The following is a 20,976-nucleotide window of genomic DNA, read 5'->3' on the forward strand; positions in this document are numbered from 1 at the left end:
GATGCCGGTGCAGGCCACGCCACAAACCTCTGATGTGTGGGGGGGATGCTGAATGCTGGGCAAGACCGCAGGCAGCCTTTACTGGATGTTCCGCTACCTCGAGCGGGCAGAGAACCTTGCCCGTCTGATCGAGACCGGACAACGGATGGCCCTGACCCGGCCGGACAGTTCGGACAGCGAATGGTCCTCGATCCTTGCGACGGCGGGGGTGCGCCGTGCCTTCGAACAGGTGCATGACGAGGTCACCAGCGATCTGGCGATCGATTTCCTTCTGCGCTCGCCCGACAATTCCTCTTCCGTTTTGGGGTGTATCGACAATGCCCGGACGAATGCGCGGACCGCACGGACTGCGCTGACCCGCGAGATCTGGGAAGCGGTCAACGAATGCTGGATGACCCTGCGCAAGCTTTTGGCGCGCAGGATCGCAACCCGTGACCTGCCCCATGCGCTGGCGACGATCAGGGCCCGGTCGGCCTTCGTGCGCGGTGCCCTGCATGGGACGATGCTGCGCGACGACGCCTATGATTTCGCCCGGATCGGCACCTTCATCGAACGGGCCGATGCCACCGCGCGCCTGTTGGACGTCAAGTATTTCGTCCTGCTGCCGTCCGTGGCGGGCGTCGGATCCCGCCTGGACAACGCACAATGGGAGATGATCCTGCGCGCCGTCTCCGCCGAGGGCGCATTCCGGGCCGTGCATGGCAACGCATGGGCGGCGTCTTCGATTGCGGAATTCCTGATCCTCGATGGTCGCATGCCGCGCAGCCTTGCATTCTGTTACAGCAAGATCGGCACCAACCTCGCATATCTCGAACAGGATTACGGCATCCGTCAGCCCTGCCATGACCGGTCCGACGCGATCTGTCGGCGATTGGAGAATCTCACCATCGAAGCGATCTTCGAGGAGGGATTGCACCGCTTCCTGCAGGATTTCCTGGCCGGCAACGCAGCCCTCGGCCAGCAGGTCGAACAAGACTTCAGGTTCACCCGATGACCGCTTCCTTGAAGATCCGCCACGTCACCACCTATCGCTATGACCAGCCCGTCGATTACGGCCTGCAACAGCTGAGGCTGACGCCGAAGGCGCGTCACGGTCAGCGGATCGTCGAATGGCGGACGGTCGTGCGTGGCGGCCGCGTCGAAGTCCGTTTCGATGACAGCAATGCCAACACGGTAGAGCTTGTCTCGCTCGACCCCGGAGCGCAGGAGGTCGAGATCACGGCAGAGGGCGTGGTCGAAATGTCGGATGCCTCCGGCGTCATCGGCGCCCACGGCGGGTTCATGCCCCTCTGGATGTTCCTGCGCCCCACCGACCTGACCCGGCGGGGTCAGGGAACGATGGCCCTGGCGCGCGACGTGCGGGGCATGGACAATCAGCTGGACCAGATGCACGCCCTGTCGGCGGCCATTCGCAATCAGGTCGCCTACGATACCGCCGACATGAGCGTCGGGCGCACGGCCGAAGAGGCGATCGCGCAGGGCATCGGGGTTTGTCAGGATCACGCCCATATCTTCGTGACCGCCGCGCGCCTGCTGGACCGGCCCGCGCGCTATGTCTCCGGCTATCTCAAGATGAATGACCGGGACGATCAGGAAGCGACACATGCCTGGGCCGAGGCCCATGTCGACGGTCTGGGCTGGGTCGGTTTCGACGTATCGAACGGAATCTCGCCGGATACACGGTATGTCCGGGTCGCCACCGGATCGGACTATACCGATGCCGCGCCGATATCGGGAATCCGGCAGGGCGCGGGCCTCGAAGAGATGTCCGTTTCCGTCCACGTCAGCGAAGGTGCGGAACAGCAATAGAGGCCTTGTCGGGTCGCGACAGGACCGGTCCGGTGTGGGAAAGCCGCCCGGTCCCGGCGTATTTGATGGATTGCGCCGCGCCTCACGCATGGTTTTGGTTGACAGCGGGGTCGTCTGGACCAACCTCCCACGGGTTATCTTTTCAGGACAGGACACCATGACCTATTGCGTCGGCCTACAGCTTGATCGCGGCCTCGTCTTTCTCTCGGATACCCGTACCAATGCCGGGGTCGACAACATCTCGACCTACCGCAAGCAGTTCACATGGGAAGTGCCGGGAGAGCGCGCGCTGGTCCTGATGACGGCCGGCAATCTGGCGACGACGCAAGCGGTCGTGTCCCTGTTGGACGAACGCAACCTCGCCCCGTCCGAACGCGACCCGTCGCTGTTGACCGTGCCGTCGATGTTCCAGGCCGCCCGACTGGTGGGCAAGACCCTGCAGGACGTCATCGCGGACAGCAGTCAGGAAGGACCCGCAAGCGCCACCAAGACGTTCGGGGCGACCATGATCCTCGGCGGTCAGATCAAGGGCAGCTCGCCGCGTCTCTACCTGATCTATCCCGAGGGGAATTTCGTCGAGGCACAGCGCGACACGCCGTTCTTCCAGATCGGCGAGACGAAATACGGCCGCCCCATCCTTGTCCGCGCCTTCGAGACGAGCATGGATTATGCGACGGCCGTCAAATTGCTGATGGTCAGTTTCGACTCCACGATCCGCGCGAACCTGTCGGTCGGCACCCCGCTGGATCTTCAGGTTCTGGAGGCCGACACCCTGCGGCTGGGCACAAGCCGCCGGATCCAGGAAACCGACAGCGATTGGCGCGCGATCTCCGATGGATGGTCGAACGCCCTGCGACAGGCCTTTCACAGCCTGCCGGATGTGACATTGTGATCCGGGTGGCGCGCATGCCAATCGTCAGGTTGGGCGACGCGCGCCATTGAAGCCGGGGCCGGGGCCGCTACCGTCCGGGCCATGCTGATTTCTGTTCGCGACCTTGCAAAGACCTATTCCTCCGCCGATGGCCCGGTGCGGGTTCTGGATGGCGTGTCCTTCGATCTGGAGGCGGGGCGCACGCTTGCCCTGACGGGGGAATCCGGTTCCGGCAAATCGACGCTGTTGCACATGATCGCAGGGCTGGATGCGCCCGATAGCGGTCGGATCATGATTGCGGGGCGCGACATCACGAAACTGGACGACCGCGGACGTGCCGCCCTGCGGCGCAGCGACGTCGGCCTCGTGTTTCAGCAGTTCAACCTGATCCCGTCCCTGTCGGTGGCCGACAACCTGTCGTTCCATGCCCGCCTTGCGGGCCGCGCGGACCCGGCGCGGCAGACGGACCTGGCCGAGCGCCTCGGCCTGACCGCCCATCTGGACCGGTATCCCGAACAGCTGTCCGGCGGACAGCAGCAACGCGTGGCGATCGGGCGAACGCTGGCGGCGGCACCCGCGCTGATCCTTGCGGATGAGCCGACGGGCAACCTCGACGAGGCGACCGGAGACAGCGTTCTGGCCCTGATGCTGGACCTCGTTGCAGACAGCGGCGCGTCTTTCCTGATGGTCACGCATTCGGCACGTCTGGCGGACCGCCTTGATGCGCGGATCCACCTGTCCTCGGGGCGCATTGCATGATCCGGGCCGCGCTCTCGGCGCTTTGGTCCCATTGGCGGCGGCACCCGATCCAATTGCTGACGCTGGTGGTCGGACTGGCCCTTGCAACAGGTCTGTGGACAGGGGTGCAGGCGATCAATGCGCAGGCCCGCGTCAACTACGATCAGGCGGCGGCAACATTGGGGCAGGATCGCCTGCCACGGGTGGAAGGGCCGCTGACGCTGGCGGATTTTGCGACGGCGCGCCGCGCAGGATGGCCAGTGTCCCCGGTGGTCGAGGCGCAGGTTCCGGGCACGGGCCTGCGGTTGTTCGGGATCGATCCCTTTACCCTGCCGCAGGGCGCAGGCGCCGTCGTGCCCGACCTGTCGGACCCGGACCTCCTGCGCGCGTTTCTTGCCGGACGCATCGTCTTCGCCGCGCCCGAAACCCTGCCGCGCCTGCCCGCCGACCTGCCCGAGGGGCGGGGGCTGGACGGTCTGGCCCCCGGGCTCGTGATGATCGACATTCAGGCGGCGCAACAGGTTGTCGGGACAACGGACATCACCCGCCTGCTGATCGGACCGGATGCGCCGGACGCGCCCGAGGCATTGGTCCGACTGTTGCCCGGCACCACGGTCACGCAACCCGAGGCAGATGGCGATCTTGCCCGGCTGACCGACAGCTTTCACCTGAACCTGACGGCGTTCGGATTGCTGGCCTTTGTCGTGGGTCTGTTCATCGTGCACGCAACCATCGGTCTGGCGTTCGAGCAACGCCGCACCCTTTTTCGCACGCTGAGGGCGCTCGGCCTGCCGGTGCGCACCCTTGCGGTCGTGCTGATCGCGGAGCTTTTCATCTTTACGCTGGTTGCGGGTGCGCTGGGCATCCTGCTGGGATACGTCATCGCGGCCGCCTTGCTGCCGGGCGTGGCGGCGACGTTGTCGGGTCTCTATGGGGCCTCCGTCGCGGGCAGCCTCGGCCTGTCCCCGGTGTGGTGGCTGTCCGGCTTTGCGATGGCGGGTCTTGGCATGGCAGGGGCCGGTGGGCTGAGCCTGCGGCGGATCGTGACGATGCCGATTCTGGCGCCTGCGATGCCCCGGGCGTGGGCACGTGCGCAGCGGCGTGGGATGCGCATTCAGGCGGCGGTCGGGGGCGTGCTGCTTCTGCTGTCTGTGGCCCTTGCGGTGCTGGGGCAGGGATTGATCGCGGGTTTCGCGGCCCTCGGCGCCCTTCTGCTTGGTGCGGCATTGCTGCTGCCCCCCATCCTCGTGGTGGTCTTGGATTTCGGCGCGGGGCGGGCACGGGGGGCGGTGACGCAATGGCTGTGGGCCGATGCGCGCCAGCAGGTTCCGGGGCTCAGCCTTGCACTGATGGCCCTGCTTCTTGCACTGGCCGCGAACATCGGTGTCGGCACGATGGTCGGCAGTTTTCGTGCGACGTTCACCGGGTGGCTGGATCAGCGCCTCGCATCCGAGCTGTATGTCACCGCAGCGGATCCTGCGCAGGCCGGGGAAATCGAAGGCTGGTTGCAGGGGCGCGCGGATGCCGTTTTGCCGATCGTCTCGGCGGAGGCGACGTTGGCGGATGCGCCGGGCGATGTCTTCGGCGTGGCGGACCATCCGACGTATCGCGACAACTGGCCCCTGTTGCAGGCCGTGCCGCAGGTCTGGGCTCGTCTGGCCGCGGGGGACGGAATCCTCGTGAACGAACAGCTGGCCCGCCGGTCGGATCTGTGGCCCGGCGACCTGCTGTCCCTGCAGGCGACGGGGCCCTTGCCGGTGATCGGCGTCTATTCCGACTATGGCAATCCGCAGGGGCAGGCGATCCTCGGGCTTGCGACGTTTGATGCGGCGTTCCCGGACGCGCCGCGTCTGCGGTTCGCGGTGCGCGTCCCCCCGGACCAAGCCGCCGATCTGGGTGCGGAGCTTGCCGCGGCGTTCGACCTCGAAGCGGATCAAGTGGTCGAGCAGGCGGCGATCAAGGGGTTCTCGCTGGCCGTGTTCGAACAGACCTTTGCCGTGACGGCTGCGCTGAATGTGCTGACGCTGGGTGTGGCGGGATTCGCGCTCTGGGCGTCCTTGACGACGCTGGGGACGATGCGCCTGCCGCAGGTCGCGCCTGTCTGGGCGCTTGGGCTGACGCGCGGACAGCTTGCGGTGTCGGACCTCGGGCGTGCGCTGATCCTCGCGGTGGCGACCGCGCTGGTGGCGGTGCCGGTCGGCATCTGCCTTGCATGGGTCCTGCTGGCGGTCGTGAACGTGCAGGCGTTCGGCTGGCGCCTGCCACTTCTGCCGGACCCCGGCGGCTGGCTGGCCCTCGGCGGGTGGAGCGTGGTCGCCGCGGTCCTTGCCGCCGCGATCCCTGCCTGGCGGTTGTGGCGCATTCCTCCTGCCGATCTGATCAAGGTGTTCGCGCATGAAAGATAGCATAGGGACTTGGGCGCCCCAGTGGGGTCTGGCCTGCATCTTCGCCGTCATCCTCTGCACACAGGTTGCGGCCCAAGGGTTTGCGGGCCTCGGGCAGGGCGGTGAGGGGTTCGCCCTGCCGGAGCCTGATCCGCAGTTTGTCTTTCCGCAAGATCACGGCCCTCATCCGGACTACCGCATCGAATGGTGGTATCTGACCGCCTCGCTGCAATCCGGGGACGGGACACGCTATGGCGTGCAATGGACGCTGTTCCGCTCGGCCCTGTCGCCGGAAGGCCCTCAGGTCTGGATGGGGCATTTCGGCGTCACGACGCCGGAGGATCATTTTTCGGGTGAAAAACTGGCGCGTGGGGGGCTTGGGCAAGCAGGCGTTGCAGCGACCCCGTTCAGCGCATGGATCGACGACTGGGAACTTGCGGGGCCGACGCTTGATACGCTGACCCTGACGTCGCGCACGTCCGAGGCCGGCTATGACCTCGATCTTCGGGCTCAAGGTCCGCTCGTGTTTCATGGCGCCGACGGGTTTTCCGTCAAATCCGGCAGCGGACAGGCCAGCTACTACTATTCCCAGCCATTCTACGAAGCCGCCGGCGTCCTGTCCCTGCCCACGGGGGACGTGAACGTGACGGGGCGTGCCTGGCTGGATCGGGAGTGGTCGTCCCAACCCCTCGATGCCGATCAGGAGGGATGGGACTGGTTCTCGCTGCATCTTGACGATGGTCACCGCCTCATGGGGTTTCAGCTGCGTGGGCCGCAGCCCTACACCTATGCCTCGTGGATCACGCCGGATGGGCACCTTACCCCCTATGCGGACGGGGCGCTGCGGCTGACGCCCCTGGCCCAGAGCCGCGTGGCGGGGCGCGATGTACCGACGGACTGGCGACTGGAACTTCCTGCCGAGGGCGTGGATATCGAGGTGCGCGCGGTCAACCCGGACAGTTGGCAGGACACCCTGTTTCCCTATTGGGAGGGTCCCGTGACGGCGAGCGGCACGCATACGGCGGACGGATACCTGGAGATGACGGGATATGAGTGACCCCTGGGATGACCTGACGACCCTGCGCGCCCATCTTTGGGACAGGTTGGCCCTCGGGGCCGCGCGATCCGATGACCCGTTCCGCTTCGTGGCTTTCGCCACGGCGGGTCGGCACGGGCCCGAGGCGCGCATGGTCGGTCTGCGGCGGGCCGACGCCAAGGCATCACTGGTCGAGGTTCATTCCGATCTGCGGACGGGAAAGGTCGCCGCCCTGCGTCACGACCCGCGGGCGACCCTGCTGTTCTGGGACGCGGCGACGCAGGTGCAGCTGCGCGTTAACGTGATCTGCGACATCGTCCCGGCGGACCCGGACCGCTGGGCCGGGGTGCCGTCCGCGGCGCGTGACAACTACGGAACCGATCCGGCCCCGGGCGTGCCGCTGTCGGACCCGGCGAACCTGACGCGGACGCCGGATATCGACCGGTTCGTTGCCTTGCCGGGACGTGTGACCCGGATGGATGCCGTATCGCTGGCCCATGCGCCGCACCGGCGGGCGGTGTTCGAAGGGCCGGACCTGATCGGGCAGTGGGTCGCCCCCTAACGCTTTCTTCATGCCTGTCCCGTAATTCCGGCTCGTCAAGCACAGGCCGGCATCATGAGTAGCGAGTCCCAACGACCCATCATCATAAAGCGCAAGAAGGTGTCCGGCGGTGGCGGTCATCATGGCGGCGCGTGGAAGGTGGCCTACGCGGATTTCGTGACCGCGATGATGGCCTTCTTCATGCTGATGTGGCTGCTGAACGCCACGACCGAAAAGCAGCGCAAGGGTCTGGCTGACTACTTCAGCCCGACCATCGCCCTCAGCCGCTCGTCGGGCGGCGGGGACGGCGCGCTGGGCGGACGGTCCCTTGCCAGCGATGCGGCCCTGATCGAACTGGGGCGCGGTGGGATCACGACATCCACCGACAACGGCACCACCGAGGATCCGGATGCCGAGCTGAAGGCGGTCGAGGCCGCGTTGCTGGGTAAGGGTGGTGACAGCCTTCTGGATGAGGAGCAGTTGCGCCATGTGTCTGTGCGCCTGACCGACGAAGGCCTGATCATCGAATTGTTCGACCTGCCGGACCGGGCGTTGTTCCGCGATGCGGTTGCGACGCCTGTTCTGAAGGGCCTGCTGGGATCGATCGCGCCAATTCTGCGCGAACAACGCAACGCCCTCGCGCTCAGCGCCTTCACGGCGTCGGAGCCGATCGTCACACGTGTGCCGCGCGGGTGGGACCTGACCAGCGCGCGGGCCCGTGAACTGAGGCAGGCTCTTCTGCCGCTGGAGGTGGACGAGGCACGGATTGCAAGGCTGACCGGTCATTCCGACCGCCGACCGGTCGATGACAACCCCCTGTCGCAGCGCAACAACCGGATCGAGATCGTCCTGTTGCGCGCGGATGCCCGCCCCTGACCTTGTGGTTCGTTAACCCTGCCTGCGATTGGTCGCAGGCGTTAGCGGGCCCTTAACCCCACTGATCCTAAGGTTGCCCGACTCGGGGAGAAGCCCCGATGTGAGATACCGGCGAAAGGGCCATCGATGACGATTTCCTCTTCCTTGAACGCAGGCGTGACCGGCCTGAACGTGAACGCAAGCAAGCTGGCGACGATTTCCGACAATATCGCCAACTCGGCCACGTTCGGCTACAAGCGTTCGACGGCCGACTTCCATTCCCTTGTTCTCGATCAAAGCAGGGGCGCCTATTCGGCCGGTGGTGTGCGCGTCACAACCGGGCGCGCCGTCGATCAGCGCGGGACCCTGGTAACCACCAACAACCCGACCGACCTGGCGGTCGGCGGGCGTGGAATGCTGCCGGTCACGCCGATCAGCAGCATCAACAACACGTCCGGCGCCATGCCGCTGCACATGACGACGACGGGGTCCTTCCGGCCCGATGCGGATGGCATTCTGCGCACCGATGCGGGGCTTGCCCTGTTGGGCTGGCCGGCGGACCAGGATGGCGAAATCCCGAACTTCGCGCGCGACACGCTGGGCGGGCTGCAACCGGTGCGGGTCGACGGAAACCAGTTCGAAGGCGATGCCACGACCAAGATCACGCTGGGCGTGAACCTGCCGGCAACCGATACGTTGCCGACGGCTTCGGGCGATCCGCGTGAGATGTCCCTCGAATATTACGGCAACCTCGGCCAGGCCCAGAACCTCGACATCACGTTCTCCCCGACGATCCCGGCGGCGGGCGACCCTGCGTCCAACACCTGGACGATGCTGGTCACCGACGATGCGCAGGGCGGGCTTCTGATCGGGGAGTTCACGGTGGTCTTCGACGACAGCCGGGACAATGGCGGCACGATTGCCAGCATTACGGACCTCGGCACCGGCACATACGACGCCACGACCGGCCTGCTGACGGTGGGGGCACAAAGCGGTGATCTGGCCATCGACGTCGGCCTGCCCCTGGAGGCGCGCGGCCTGTCCCAGTTGTCGGACACCTTCGCGCCCCTGTCCGTCACGAAGGACGGATCGCCGGTCGGCATTCTCGCCTCGATCGAGGTCGATGCGAACGGGTCGCTCAGCGCGATCTACGACACTGGTTTTTCCAAACGGCTCTACCAGATCCCCATCGTTGACGTGCCGAACATGAACGGCCTCAAGGCGATGGAGAACCAGAGCTATCAGGTGTCCTCCGACAGCGGGGCCTTCTACCTGTGGGATGCCGGCAATGGTCCGGTCGGTGATCTTGTCGGTTTTTCCCGGGAGGAGAGCGCGGTTGATGTCGCCTCCGAACTGACCCAACTGATTCAGACGCAACGAGCCTACAACTCGAACGCCAAGGTCATTCAGACGGTCGATGAGATGCTGCAGGAAACCACCAACATCAAACGCTAAGCCCGGTCCGCGCCCCGATAACAGGAGGTCAGCATGAGCCTGTCCGCATCTCTCAACAATGCCCTGACCGGACTTGGTCTTTCGTCCCGACGGGCAGAGATCATAGCTTCGAACGTCGCCAACGCCGACACGCCCGGCTATGCGCGACGGCAGCTCGTGACTTCGGGCACGACGACGGGTGTGCCGGCCGGGCGGACAAGCGTCGTCAGGGATGTGGATCCGACGCTTCAGGGCATGCGCAGGGATGCGCAGGCCAAAACCGCCGAAGCTTCGGTCGGACAGGCATTTCACACGCGCTTCGAGGCGGCGATCGGCGACCCCGATCAATCTGGCAGCTTGCAGGAACTGCTGGCCCGTCTTGACGCGTCCTTCACCGCGGCGGCGGCAGATCCCACGTCGGCAACCCGGTTGGCCGTCGTGTCGCAAAGCGCGCAAGATCTGGCCGACAAGCTCAACAGTCTCGGCGATCTCGTGACGACAGACCGGCAGGCGACCGAAGGTGCGGTCGGGGACACGGTGGATCGCCTCAATGACGACCTGTCTTCGGTGGCCTCTCTGAATGGGGACATTGCCCGCATGCGCGCCACGGGTGTCGATCCCTCGAACCTTCTGGACCAACGGCAATCGATCGTCGATCGCATAGCGACCGATATCCCGCTGCGGCAGTTGCCGCGCGACAATGGCGGTATCGCACTCGTGTCGCAGGGCGGGGTCGTCCTGCTCGATGGTGGCGCGGCCGAAATCGGGTATCAGCCGCGAACCTTGATCCAGCCGCATCAGACTTACCCTGACGACCTGTCCGGGCTGACGGTCAACGGGCGCAATGTCGGCGCCGGTGCGGTGGGCGACGGTCTGGCCGGTGGTGGGCTAGGCGGGTTGTTCACTTTGCGCGACGAAGGCGCGACCACCGCGATGGCACGGCTCGATGCCGTCGCGGTCGAACTGGGTGCGCGCTTTCAGGACCCTTCTGTCGACCCCAGCCTCGCCGGTGCGACTGCGGGCCTGTTCACGGATGCCGGCGCGCGGGTGGATGACGGGGATTTCGTCGGCTTGAGTAGTCGTATTGCTGTCAACGCGCGCGTCACGCCCGATCAGCCGTCCGGCCATTGGCATCTTCGCGACGGGTTGGGCGCGGTGACGCCCGGATCCACCTCGAACCAGGAACAGCTCTTTCGCTTTTCCGAAGCTCTCGGCACGGTCGCTGTTCCGGTTTCGTCGAGTCTGGGCGACGGGAGCCATGATATCGCCGGCCTCGGCGCCCGGCTGCGTTCGGCCGTCTCGCTTGACCGCGTCACGGCCGACGAGGTGCTCGATCGGAGCCGCGCGCAAGAGACGACGCTCGTCGATCTGCGTGATGGTGGTGCTGTCGACATCGATGAGGAGATGCGCAGCTTGCTGGAGGTCGAACAGGCCTATGCCGCAAATGCGCGCCTCATTCAGGCGGTCGGGCAGATGATGGATAGATTGACGGAGATTTGACATGACACTTGCAGCCGGGCTTTCCCTTCCGTTTCATACCATGCGCGATACGGCCAGTTCGACGCGGGACCGCGTGGATATCCTGTCCCAGGAATTGGCCAGCGGACGCAGTGCGGACACTAGCCGCGCCTTGTCCAGCGACTTTTCGGAGCTTTCCCACTTGTCGCATCGCATGCACAACCTGCAGTCCGTCCGAGAATCCCTTGGACAGGCCAAGACCTGGGGGGACGCGCTGCAGACCTCTCTCGAAACCATCGGCCAGGCGGGTCAGCGTGTGGCGCAGGCACTGCCGGCAAGTCTGGCCGCCGCCGGAAACGATGGCGTGCAACAGGCCGCGGCGACCGCGCGTGGGGCGGCAGAGGACATCGGAGCAGCGCTTCGGCATACAATTGCAGGACGCGCAATCTTTGCCAATGGATCCGAGACCCCGCCGCTCGCCTCAGTTGCCGATGTCCTTGACGATGTCGGCCTGCTCGCGAGGGGTGCCGCGGACTTCGACAGCTATGTGAATGCGGTCGATAGTTACTTCGCCAGCGCAGGAACCTTCGAGACGACGCGCGTGACCGGATTCGACGCGGCCCCGATCCGTTTTCCGGCCGGTGAAGGGCAAAGCGTCTCGTTTGCGGTGGACGCGAAATCGTCGGAGGTGCGGGATGCGTTCAAACAGGCTGTGCTTGTCGCGGGGCTGTCGGACGCGGGCTTTGACATGAGGGCAGGGGATCGCGGTGCCGCAATGATGGTTCTGCAGGAACGATCCGCGCAGGTCGGTGCGAATCTTCCACTGCTGCAAGGACGGATCGGAGTTCAGGAAGCACGCATTGCAACACGATACGATGCCGCAGAAACAGGATTGCAAGATGCCGAAGTAGCAATTTCGGAGGCCGTCGGTGTCGATCCTTTCGATGTGGCAACCCGGTTGCAAGACGAAATGAGCCGGCTCGAAACACTCTATGCCATCACGGCGCGTCAGGCCCAACTGCGCCTGACGGACTATCTATGAGGACTGTCGGGGGCGCCGCCGTGGCCGGACATTCCCGTGCCCTGATTTCCATTCTATGCGGCGTGTTCCTCATGGTGACTGCCGCCCATGGGCAATCCATTCGGATAAAGGACCTCGTGGAATTCGACGGGGTGCGGGGCAACGATCTTGTGGGCTATGGCCTCGTCGTCGGCCTCGACGGAACGGGCGACGGGTTGCGGAATGCGCCCTATACCGAAGAAATCATGACCAATATTCTGGAGCGTTTGGGCGTCAACGTCACCGGAGAGCAGTTTCGTCCCCGCAATGTCGCGTCCGTTATCGTGACGGCTTCGCTCCCTGCGTTCTCGCGCAGCGGTGGCCGCATCGATGTCACGGTTTCCGCCATTGGGGATGCAGACAGCCTTCTGGGCGGCACCCTCGTCATGACGCCCCTGACGGCGGCAGACGGTGAGATTTACGCCGTGGCGCAGGGCACCATCGTCGCGGGTGGCATCGCGGCCCGTGGGGACGGCGCAGAGGTTGTCCAGGGCGTTCCGACATCGGGGGTCATCCCGGCCGGCGCACGGGTGGAACGCGAGGTCGATTTCGATTTTTCGCAGATGACCCAGATACGGCTCGCGCTGCGGGAACCCGATTTTACCACCGCGTCCCGTGTCGAGCAGGCCATCAATCGGCGCATGGGGCGGGGTGTGGCCCTGATGCTGGATGCCGGTACGATCCTGCTCGATTTGTCCCACGCCGGGCAGCGGTCCCCGGCCCATGCGATCAGCCGGATCGAGAACGTCACGGTCGAGCCGCAGCAGAAGGCCCGGGTCGTCGTCGATCAGGCGTCCGGGACGATCGTGATGGGGGACGACGTTCGCATCTCGCAGGTGGCCGTTTCTCAGAACAATCTGACACTGCGAATTCAGGAGGCTCCGATCGTCGTTCAGCCAAACCCCTTCGCGACAGGGCAGACGGTGGTCGTCCCGCGCACGGCCGTCGACGTGGAAGAGGAGGAAGGGCCGGGGCTGGCCCTTGTTTCTGGGGGGACGAGCCTGTCGGATGTGATTGCGGGGTTGAATGCGCTCGGCGTTTCGGCCCGGGACATGATCGACATCCTCAAGAGCATAAAGGCAGCCGGTGCCCTTCATGCAGAGTTCGTCGTCAGATGACGGGCGGCGTGATGCCGGGGCAGGGGGCGACCGCGCATCCGTGGGCGCCTGCTGTTTTCGCCCGCAGGATTGCGCCGTGTCTTCGGAATACGGTCGTGATCCCCGGCCCTGCTTTTGCCGAGGCCTGCCTGACCTTTGACCGCGGATGAAGACCAAGGATTGTTGCGGGACCGCGACGGTTGTCACGGGAACGGCCACGTCAGCATGACCTTTAGACCGGGCTCGCCTTGTTCGCATGACGGGGCGGCTCTACATGCCGATCATGGTTATTTCTCGCATACCGTATCTTCGAAAGAACCGGACGCGCATTTCGGTTCTGCGCTTGCAGGGCGTCATCTCATCCGGTGGGGGGCGTGGGGCGCTGTCGCATGCCGGTATCACGGCCTCGATCGAACAGGCCTTTCAGCGCGGCAAGCCAAGTGCGGTGGCCCTGGTCATCAACTCACCGGGCGGGTCGCCCGTTCAATCCGCACTGATCGGAGCGCACATCCGTCGTCTCGCCGATGAGCACAAGATTCCGGTCCATGCCTTTGTCGAGGATGTGGCCGCCTCCGGTGGATATTGGCTGGCTGCGGCGGCGGACGACATCCATGTGGACGCAAGCTCCATCACCGGCAGCATCGGGGTGATCTCGGCCGGGTTCGGGTTTCATGAGCTGATCGCGAAATACGGAATCGAACGACGGGTTCACACCGCCGGTGAGGACAAGAGCCTGCTTGATCCGTTTCGCCCGGAACGGGACGAGGATATCGCGCGTCTGAAGGATATTCAGGCGAGGATCCACCGGAATTTCATCGACCACGTGAAGGCCCGCCGGGGCGATCGCCTGTCCACCGACCGTGACCTGTTCACGGGCGACGTCTTCATCGGGGACGAGGCCGTCGAGGTCGGTCTGGTCGACGGCATCGGGCATCTGGAGCCTGTGTTGCGCCGCCTCTACGGCGAGAAACTGGACCTCAGGCATATCCGGCAAAGGCGTCCTTTGCTGCAAAGGTTCGTGCCCGGTATCCTGTCCGAAATGGCCACGGCCATCGAGGATCGGGCCCTGTGGTCCCGATACGGGCTTTGATGCGCAGTGCTCTTTAAGATCGTCACCCTGTTCCTGATCGGCATGGCCGTCCTTGCCATGTTCGGTCGGCTGCGTTTGCCCCGGATTGGAAAACGCGAAGCGGTTCGGTGCCACGCATGTGGCGCGCCGCGTGTTGGTCGGGGGCGGTGCCCCTGCAAGAAAGGTCCGTTGGCATGATCGTCGAATTCCTGAGCGTCGCAATTGGCCTGGTGATCCTGATCTTTGCCGGCGACGCCCTTGTGAAAGGTGCCGTGAACCTTGCCTTGCGGCTCGGCTTGCCGGCGCTGGTGGTCAGTCTGACGGTCGTTGCCTTCGGCACGTCGGCCCCGGAATTGCTGGTCAGCGTCAAGGCGATCCTCGATGGCGTTCCGGGGCTTGCGTTGGGGAACGTCGTGGGGTCGAACACGGCCAATGTCCTCATGGTTCTTGGTATCCCGGCGATAATCGCCTGCCTGCATACGTCGGCATGCGATACGCGGCGGGATTACCTTTACATGGCTGGCGCCACGGTCCTGTTCGTGGCGTTCTGTTTCACCGGCACATTGGTGTGGTGGCACGGTATCGTCCTGCTGCTGGCGCTTGCAGGGATATTGGTCGCGACCTTCCTGTCGTCCCGGGGCGAGGTGGTGGAGGTCGAGGGCGCCGAAGACGGCTTGCCGGGCTGGAAGCTGGGGGCTTTCCTGATCCTCGGATTGATCGGCCTGCCGCTTGGGGCGAACCTGCTGGTCAACGGGGCCACGAACATCGCGCGCGCCTATGGTGTCAGCGAAACGGTCATCGGCCTGACGCTGGTGGCGATCGGCACGTCGCTGCCGGAACTGGCGACAACGGTGATGGCGGCCATTCGCCGCCATGCGGACGTGGCATTGGGCAATGTCATCGGTTCGAACCTGTTCAACCTGCTCGGCATCATGGGTGTGGCTGTCCTTGTCGGGCCAATCCCCGTCGACCGCACGTTCCTGACGCTCGATCTGTGGATCATGGTCGGTGCGACGCTGATGCTCGTGCCATTCGTGTTTCTGCGCCGTGATATCACCCGCCTTTGGGGCGTGGTGCTGTTCGGCTTGTATGCGGCCTATCTTGCAGTGGTGCTGACATGAGGGCCTTGGTGACGGGCGCAGGCGGCCGGTTGGGCGCCGCGATGGCGTTGGAACTCGGGCGGCTCGGCTATGATGTGGCGCTGCACTATGCGACGTCCCGGGAGGGTGCGCAGGACGTTGCCGACCGCATCGAAGCGATGGGCCAGCGGGCCGCATGCCTTCAGGCAGACCTTCTGGATCTTGGTGCCTGCGATGCGCTCGTTCCGCGCGCCGCAGAGGCATTGGACGGCCCCCTGACCGTTCTGATCAACAATGCGTCGATCTTCGAGCATGATGACATCCGCACGGCCACGCACGCCAGCTGGGATCGTCATATCGGGTCCAACCTGCGGGCGCCGTTCATCCTGACACAGGCCTTCGCCGCGCAGGCGCCGGACGCCGCCTCTGACGGGTTGCCGTTGGCGACGGGCTGCGTGGTCAACATGATCGATCAACGCGTGCGCAAGCTGACGCCGGAATTCATGACATATACCTTGGCCAAGGCCGGTTTGTGGACGCTGACGCAGACCACGGCACAGGCCTTGGCGCCCGCCATCCGGGTCAACGCGATCGGACCCGGCCCGACGATGCAGGGCACGCGCCAATCGGCCGAGCATTTCGCGGCCCAGCGCAAGGCCACATTGCTGCAGCGCGGGGCCGCCCCTGATGATATTCTGGGTGCCTTGCGGTATATCCTGCAATCGAATGCACTTACGGGACAGCTGTTGTGCATCGACGGCGGACAGCATCTGGCGTGGCAGACACCGGATGTGCTGGGCGTGGAATAGGTCGAGGCCGATTCCCGGGATCACCCGACACCACACAGAAGTTGTCCACCCTGCCGTGGTGTCAGGTCGTCAAAAGTTCCCCCGCCCGCGCAAGGGATGCAATCGAGTGATGTCGTTTTTTAAATCCATTGGAAACAACATGTTGCGGATTTTTCTGGAAAGCCCACTTTGTGACGGTTTGATGAAAAACGCCATATGAACAAAGGGGCTGCGAATTCTGTTCCCAGCTTTATCCACAGGTGGGTGAACACGCTGTGCAGCGCGGGGGACTTGCGCTTGCAGGCGGACCGGGGCAGCCCCGCGAAGGAATCGGAAGAGACATGACGGGTGAAATCGAAACAGGACCAGAGGTCATAAAGCGTTTCCTGCGAAGCCTTGACGGATCGCCGGGCGTCTACCGCATGCTGGATGCGGAAAGCCGGGTTCTCTACGTCGGCAAGGCGCGCAGTCTGAAGAATCGGGTGGCCAATTATACCCGGCTTCAGGGGCATTCCGGGCGGATTGCGCGGATGATCTCGGAAACGGCGTCGATGATGGTCCTGACCACCGAGACCGAGCTGGAGGCTCTGCTGCTGGAGCAGAACCTGATCAAGCAGCTCAAGCCGCGCTACAATGTTCTGTTGCGGGACGACAAATCCTTTCCGAACATCCTCGTCACGCGAAACCACGCGTTTCCGCAGATCAAGAAGCACCGCGGACGCAAGGCGGACAAGGGCGATTACTTCGGCCCCTTCGCCAGCGCGGGGGCGGTCAACCGTGTCCTGAACCAGCTGCAGCGCGTGTTCCTTCTGCGCAATTGCTCGGACAGCGATTTTGAGACGCGCACCCGGCCTTGCCTGAACTATCAGATCAAGCGGTGCAGCGCGCCCTGCGTCGGCTACATCACGCCCGAGGATTACGCCGTGTCCGTGGATGACGCGGCGCGTTTCCTGCGCGGGCAGACGACCGAGATCCAGGCCAAGCTGGCCGACGAGATGACCCGCGCCAGCGAGGAGATGGAGTTCGAGCGCGCCGCTGCGATGCGCGACCGGATCAAGGCGCTGACCAATGTGCAATCCGTTCAGGGCGTGAACCCGCAGGGCGTGCCGGAGGCGGACGTGATCGGCCTGCACATGGACGGGGGGCAGGCCTGTTTTCAGGTTTTCTTCATTCGTGCGAACCAGAACTGGGGCAATTCGGATTTCTACCCCCGTGTGTCCGCCGACATGTCGCCCGCCGAGGTGACGGAAGCGTTCCTCGGACAGTTCTATGACGGGAAGGAGCCGCCCCGCATGGTCCTGCTGTCCCATGGGGTGGAAGACATGGACCTGATGGCCGAGGCCCTGTCCGCCAAGGCGGGGCGACGCGTGCAGCTGCTGTTTCCGCAGCGTGGCGAAAAGGCCGACCTCGTGCAGGGGGCGGTTCGCAACGCGCGCGAAAGCCTTGGCCGCAAGATGTCCGAGAGCGCGACGCAGGGTCGCCTGCTGAAAGGCGTGGCCGATGCCTTCGACCTGCCGGCGCCGCCCAAACGGATCGAGGTCTACGACAACTCGCACATCCAGGGCAGTTTCGCGGTCGGCGCGATGATCGTGTCCGGCCCGGACGGGTTCGAGAAGTCGCAGTATCGCAAGTTCAACATCAAGGATGCGGAGCTTACGCCGGGCGATGACTTCGGCATGATGAAGGAGGTGCTGACCCGCCGTTTCAAGCGCCTGCTGAAGGAGGATCCGGACCGGAAATCTGATCTCTGGCCCGACCTTCTGCTGATCGATGGCGGTGCGGGACAGGTCAGTGCCGTGCGGGAGATCATGCGCGATCTGAACGTGGAAGACGTGCCGATGGTCGGCGTGGCCAAGGGCGTCGATCGCGACCACGGCAAGGAGGAGTTCCACCGCACCGGCGCCCGGCCCATGGCGTTGCAGCGCAATGACCCGGTCCTGTACTTCATTCAGCGCCTGCGCGACGAGGCGCACCGTTTTGCCATCGGCACACACCGGGCCAAACGTGCGAAGGCCTTCGTGGCCAATCCCCTCGATGAGGTGCCGGGTGTCGGCGCGACCCGCAAGCGCGCCCTGCTGACCCATTTCGGCAGCGCGAAGGCCGTTTCACGCGCGGCCCTTGCCGACCTGAAGGCGGTGGACGGGATCAGCGATGCCCTCGCCGAGGCAATTCATCAGCATTTCCACGAAAAGGGATGATGCCGGGGCCGGCGGTGATGAACGGGGATGGAATGCCCTGACCAAGATCGTTAAACCAACGCCATGAGATGGACGATCCCGAACATCCTGACGGTCCTCCGTCTCTTCGCAGCGCCGGGCGTTGCGATCATGTTCCTGTTCTTTGCGCGGCCTTGGGCGGATTGGTTCGCGCTGATCCTGTTCATCGTGGCGGCCGTGACCGACTGGTTCGATGGCTACATCGCGCGGGAATGGAACCAGGAAAGCCGCTTTGGCGCGATGCTTGACCCGATCGCGGACAAGGCGATGGTGGTGATCGCGCTATTGGTGATTACCGGATTTTCGGGCATGAATCCTTGGATCCTGCTGCCTGCGACGGTGATCCTGTTCCGCGAAGTCTTCGTTTCGGGGTTGCGTGAATTCCTCGGTGCCACATCCTCCACCCTTGCGGTGACCCGATTGGCCAAGTGGAAGACGACCGCGCAGATGGTGTCGATCGCCGTGCTGTTTTCGGCGGGCGTGTTCGAGCATCATTTCGCGGAACGGGTGCACGGCATGGATGTCGCCCTGGTCAAGGCGATCCTGTCGGGCGAAGTGGCCGACGATCTGAACCTTGCTCAGCTTCTCTGGGCCGAGCAGATCACCTTCCTCGTCGGCACGATCCTCCTTTGGGTGGCGGCCTTGCTGACCGCGATGACGGGGTGGGACTATTTCACCAAGGCACGCCCCTACCTCAAGGATCGCCCGTCGTGACCCTGCGCGTGCTCTATTTCGCCTGGCTGCGGGAGCGTATCGGGCTAGGCCGCGAAGAGGTCGAAACCGAGGCGGCCACGATTGCCGACCTGATCGCCGAACTGCGCCAGCGAGACGCCCGGTATGACGCGGCCTTCGCAGACGTGACAACGGTGCGCGCGGCTCTGGATCAGGAACTGGTGGATCTGGACACGCCCTTGGGGGCGGCGCGCGAAGTGGCGTTCTTTCCCCCGATGACAGGCGGCTAGTCTTGATCCGCGTTGTCGTCAGCGAAGCAGACTTCGATCTGGGTGCAGAGGCGGAACGGCTGGAAGCGGGGGCGGACACCGGGGCGGTCGTGACCTTCACCGGACGTGTGCGGGACGTCGCGGATGGCCTCGACCACATGATGATCGAACATTACCCCGGCATGACCGAAAAGGCGCTGAGCCAGATGGCGCAGGAGGCATCCGGGCGGTGGGACCTGAGCGGTGCGACGATCATTCACCGGTTCGGGGCATTGCGGCCGGGCGACCGCATCATGATGGTCGCCACCGCCGCCCGCCACCGCACGTCGGCGTTCGAGGCCGCGCAATTCCTGATGGACTACCTCAAGTCGCGGGCGCCTTTCTGGAAAAAGGAAGTGACCGCGTCGGGCGCAGACTGGGTTGCCGCCGCCGACACGGATGAAGCCGCGTTGAAGCGATGGCAGGCCTGAAGGCCGCTTCGCGAGGGTGATCGAGCGACCTAGCGCGAGGACGCGCGGCGCAGCACGGCAGCCGCATCGAACCCATCGAGATCTGCGGCGGCCGGTTCGATCCCGTGGTGCGGGACATGGGCGCGTCCCTGCATGTGCCGGTTCACGTCGAGGGCCAGATCCTCGTCCAGCCCGGCCAGCACGTCCGGAGAGACGAGCAGGCTCTCGGTTGGAATGCCCTCGGCATAGATGATCTCATGGGCATCGAACAGCAGGTGGAAATAATCGACGTGCCCGCCCTCTGCCCGCCGGATCGTGTCACCGTTCACGAGATGCCGCGCGCGCACCAGAACCTCTGCCCGACCGGCCCCGATGGCATCGCGCCGCTGATAGATGAAAAGCCTGTGGTCCGGGGATAGCACGAGGTCGTCGGCATTGTTGAGCGCGCCCTTCTGCAGCAGAACCGGGGCGTTCGACCCTTCGGCGCGCACGGTCTGTCGGCCCGTCCAGCGCACCGCCTGAATGCCGTGGTCGCGTGTCAGGATACGGTCACCTTCGCTCAGATCCTCGACCGGGACCTGCAGGCCGCTGGCCATCGTGATGCGTGTGCCGCGCGCGAAGCTGACGGAGGAGACGGAGCCAAGCTCCCCTCCGACAGGATCGGACGACAACAGGCAGTATTCATCATGCGCCGACAACGGACCCAGCGGCAGGGCCAGCCGGATACCGGCAACGTCGAGAACCAGAACTTCGACCGTGCCACCGAGGTCGCCCATCAACTGATGACGCGCGAGCGGGCGTACGGGTTGTCCTGGCGCGCCGATCGAACTGCCGGCGGCAACGGTGAGAGAGCCGCGCGCCTGCGTCAGCACCAGTTCCCGCGCCTCGACGCCCTGATCCAGCTGATAGATATCACCGGCGACGACCTGTGTCAGGTCGCCGATGGCATCCCCCATCAAGGCCCCGGTTTCCACCGACAGGGCATCTGCCGGAATCACGGTGCAGCGGCTGAGGCTGGAAAGGGGGCTGGGCATGTCGATCATGCACCCGTTCTAGCAGGCGCTGCGTGGCGAAAAAGGGGCCGCAGGGTGACGGTCAGGGGATAGTTCATGGGCGCGCCTGCGGATTGTCGCTGAACTCTGCCACGCGGG

20 protein-coding genes are annotated in these 20,976 nt (G+C 64.8%); 19 read left to right on the forward strand and 1 reads right to left on the reverse strand.

The genetic code is table 11. From position 1 onward, the window contains the following. Nucleotides 1-52 precede the first annotated feature (52 nt). The 19 genes from V6N07_RS13040 to V6N07_RS13130 all read left to right on the forward strand — a co-directional run bounded on the left by V6N07_RS13040 (nucleotide 53) and on the right by V6N07_RS13130 (nucleotide 19,846). Nucleotides 53-994, forward strand: a complete 942-nt coding sequence (locus tag V6N07_RS13040) for an alpha-E domain-containing protein (protein ID WP_371156737.1) — start codon at nucleotides 53-55, stop codon at nucleotides 992-994. Beyond that, nucleotides 991-1,809 carry a transglutaminase domain-containing protein gene (locus V6N07_RS13045; RefSeq protein WP_371156738.1) on the forward strand — a complete coding sequence of 273 codons (819 nt, stop codon included), beginning with the start codon at nucleotides 991-993 and terminating at the stop codon, nucleotides 1,807-1,809. Before V6N07_RS13040 ends, V6N07_RS13045 begins: the two co-directional genes overlap by 4 nt. Before the next feature lie 157 nt (nucleotides 1,810-1,966). Continuing rightward, entirely contained in the window at nucleotides 1,967-2,701 is a 735-nt protein-coding gene (locus V6N07_RS13050) for a peptidase (protein WP_371156739.1), read from the forward strand. Between the two features lie 81 nt (nucleotides 2,702-2,782). After that, nucleotides 2,783-3,439 (forward strand): ABC transporter ATP-binding protein, encoded by a 657-nt coding sequence (locus V6N07_RS13055; protein WP_371156740.1) that lies wholly within the window; start codon nucleotides 2,783-2,785, stop codon nucleotides 3,437-3,439. Beyond that, entirely contained in the window at nucleotides 3,436-5,823 is a 2,388-nt protein-coding gene (locus tag V6N07_RS13060) for an FtsX-like permease family protein (protein WP_371156741.1), read from the forward strand. The genes V6N07_RS13055 and V6N07_RS13060 overlap by 4 nt, the downstream gene beginning before the upstream one ends. Then, nucleotides 5,813-6,859, forward strand: a complete 1,047-nt coding sequence (locus tag V6N07_RS13065; protein WP_371156742.1) for a lipocalin-like domain-containing protein — start codon at nucleotides 5,813-5,815, stop codon at nucleotides 6,857-6,859. The genes V6N07_RS13060 and V6N07_RS13065 overlap by 11 nt, the downstream gene beginning before the upstream one ends. Further along, a complete protein-coding gene (locus V6N07_RS13070; RefSeq protein WP_371156743.1) occupies nucleotides 6,852-7,400 on the forward strand; it encodes a pyridoxamine 5'-phosphate oxidase family protein in 549 nt (182 codons plus the stop codon). Before V6N07_RS13065 ends, V6N07_RS13070 begins: the two co-directional genes overlap by 8 nt. Before the next feature lie 54 nt (nucleotides 7,401-7,454). Continuing rightward, on the forward strand, nucleotides 7,455-8,255 hold the full coding sequence (locus V6N07_RS13075) for a flagellar motor protein MotB (protein ID WP_371156744.1): 801 nt from the start codon (nucleotides 7,455-7,457) through the stop codon (nucleotides 8,253-8,255). A 126-nt stretch (nucleotides 8,256-8,381) separates the two neighbouring features. Further along, nucleotides 8,382-9,689 carry a flagellar hook protein FlgE gene (locus V6N07_RS13080; RefSeq protein ID WP_371156745.1) on the forward strand — a complete coding sequence of 436 codons (1,308 nt, stop codon included), beginning with the start codon at nucleotides 8,382-8,384 and terminating at the stop codon, nucleotides 9,687-9,689. 33 nt (nucleotides 9,690-9,722) lie between these two features. After that, on the forward strand, nucleotides 9,723-11,168 hold the full coding sequence (locus V6N07_RS13085; protein ID WP_371156746.1) for a flagellar basal body protein: 1,446 nt from the start codon (nucleotides 9,723-9,725) through the stop codon (nucleotides 11,166-11,168). Between the two features lie 94 nt (nucleotides 11,169-11,262). Then, a complete protein-coding gene (locus tag V6N07_RS13090; protein ID WP_371156747.1) occupies nucleotides 11,263-12,168 on the forward strand; it encodes a hypothetical protein in 906 nt (301 codons plus the stop codon). A gap of 71 nt (nucleotides 12,169-12,239) precedes the next feature. Further along, on the forward strand, nucleotides 12,240-13,304 hold the full coding sequence (locus V6N07_RS13095) for a flagellar basal body P-ring protein FlgI (protein WP_371156826.1): 1,065 nt from the start codon (nucleotides 12,240-12,242) through the stop codon (nucleotides 13,302-13,304). 235 nt (nucleotides 13,305-13,539) lie between these two features. Then, nucleotides 13,540-14,373 (forward strand): S49 family peptidase, encoded by an 834-nt coding sequence (locus V6N07_RS13100; protein WP_371156748.1) that lies wholly within the window; start codon nucleotides 13,540-13,542, stop codon nucleotides 14,371-14,373. Nucleotides 14,374-14,546: 173 nt separating this feature from the next. After that, complete coding sequence (locus tag V6N07_RS13105; protein ID WP_371156749.1) at nucleotides 14,547-15,473, forward strand: calcium/sodium antiporter; 927 nt, start codon at nucleotides 14,547-14,549, stop codon at nucleotides 15,471-15,473. Further along, entirely contained in the window at nucleotides 15,470-16,240 is a 771-nt protein-coding gene (locus tag V6N07_RS13110) for an SDR family oxidoreductase (protein WP_371156750.1), read from the forward strand. Before V6N07_RS13105 ends, V6N07_RS13110 begins: the two co-directional genes overlap by 4 nt. 320 nt (nucleotides 16,241-16,560) lie before the next feature. Continuing rightward, nucleotides 16,561-18,417, forward strand: a complete 1,857-nt coding sequence (gene uvrC, locus V6N07_RS13115) for an excinuclease ABC subunit UvrC (protein ID WP_371156751.1) — start codon at nucleotides 16,561-16,563, stop codon at nucleotides 18,415-18,417. A gap of 63 nt (nucleotides 18,418-18,480) precedes the next feature. Next, nucleotides 18,481-19,149, forward strand: a complete 669-nt coding sequence (pgsA, locus tag V6N07_RS13120; protein WP_371156752.1) for a CDP-diacylglycerol--glycerol-3-phosphate 3-phosphatidyltransferase — start codon at nucleotides 18,481-18,483, stop codon at nucleotides 19,147-19,149. 2 nt (nucleotides 19,150-19,151) lie between these two features. Next, nucleotides 19,152-19,397, forward strand: coding sequence for a molybdopterin converting factor subunit 1 (moaD, locus tag V6N07_RS13125; protein ID WP_371156827.1), 246 nt, complete (start codon nucleotides 19,152-19,154; stop codon nucleotides 19,395-19,397). 5 nt (nucleotides 19,398-19,402) lie between these two features. Then, nucleotides 19,403-19,846, forward strand: coding sequence for a molybdenum cofactor biosynthesis protein MoaE (locus tag V6N07_RS13130; RefSeq protein ID WP_371156828.1), 444 nt, complete (start codon nucleotides 19,403-19,405; stop codon nucleotides 19,844-19,846). Nucleotides 19,847-19,875: 29 nt separating this feature from the next. Here the strand turns inward: V6N07_RS13130 and V6N07_RS13135 are convergent, their stop codons facing one another. Then, a complete protein-coding gene (locus tag V6N07_RS13135) occupies nucleotides 19,876-20,859 on the reverse strand; it encodes a Hint domain-containing protein (RefSeq protein WP_371156753.1) in 984 nt (327 codons plus the stop codon). Nucleotides 20,860-20,976: the final 117 nt, after the last annotated feature.

Source organism: Jannaschia sp. 2305UL9-9, assembly GCF_041403465.1.
Classification (GTDB): domain Bacteria; phylum Pseudomonadota; class Alphaproteobacteria; order Rhodobacterales; family Rhodobacteraceae; genus Jannaschia.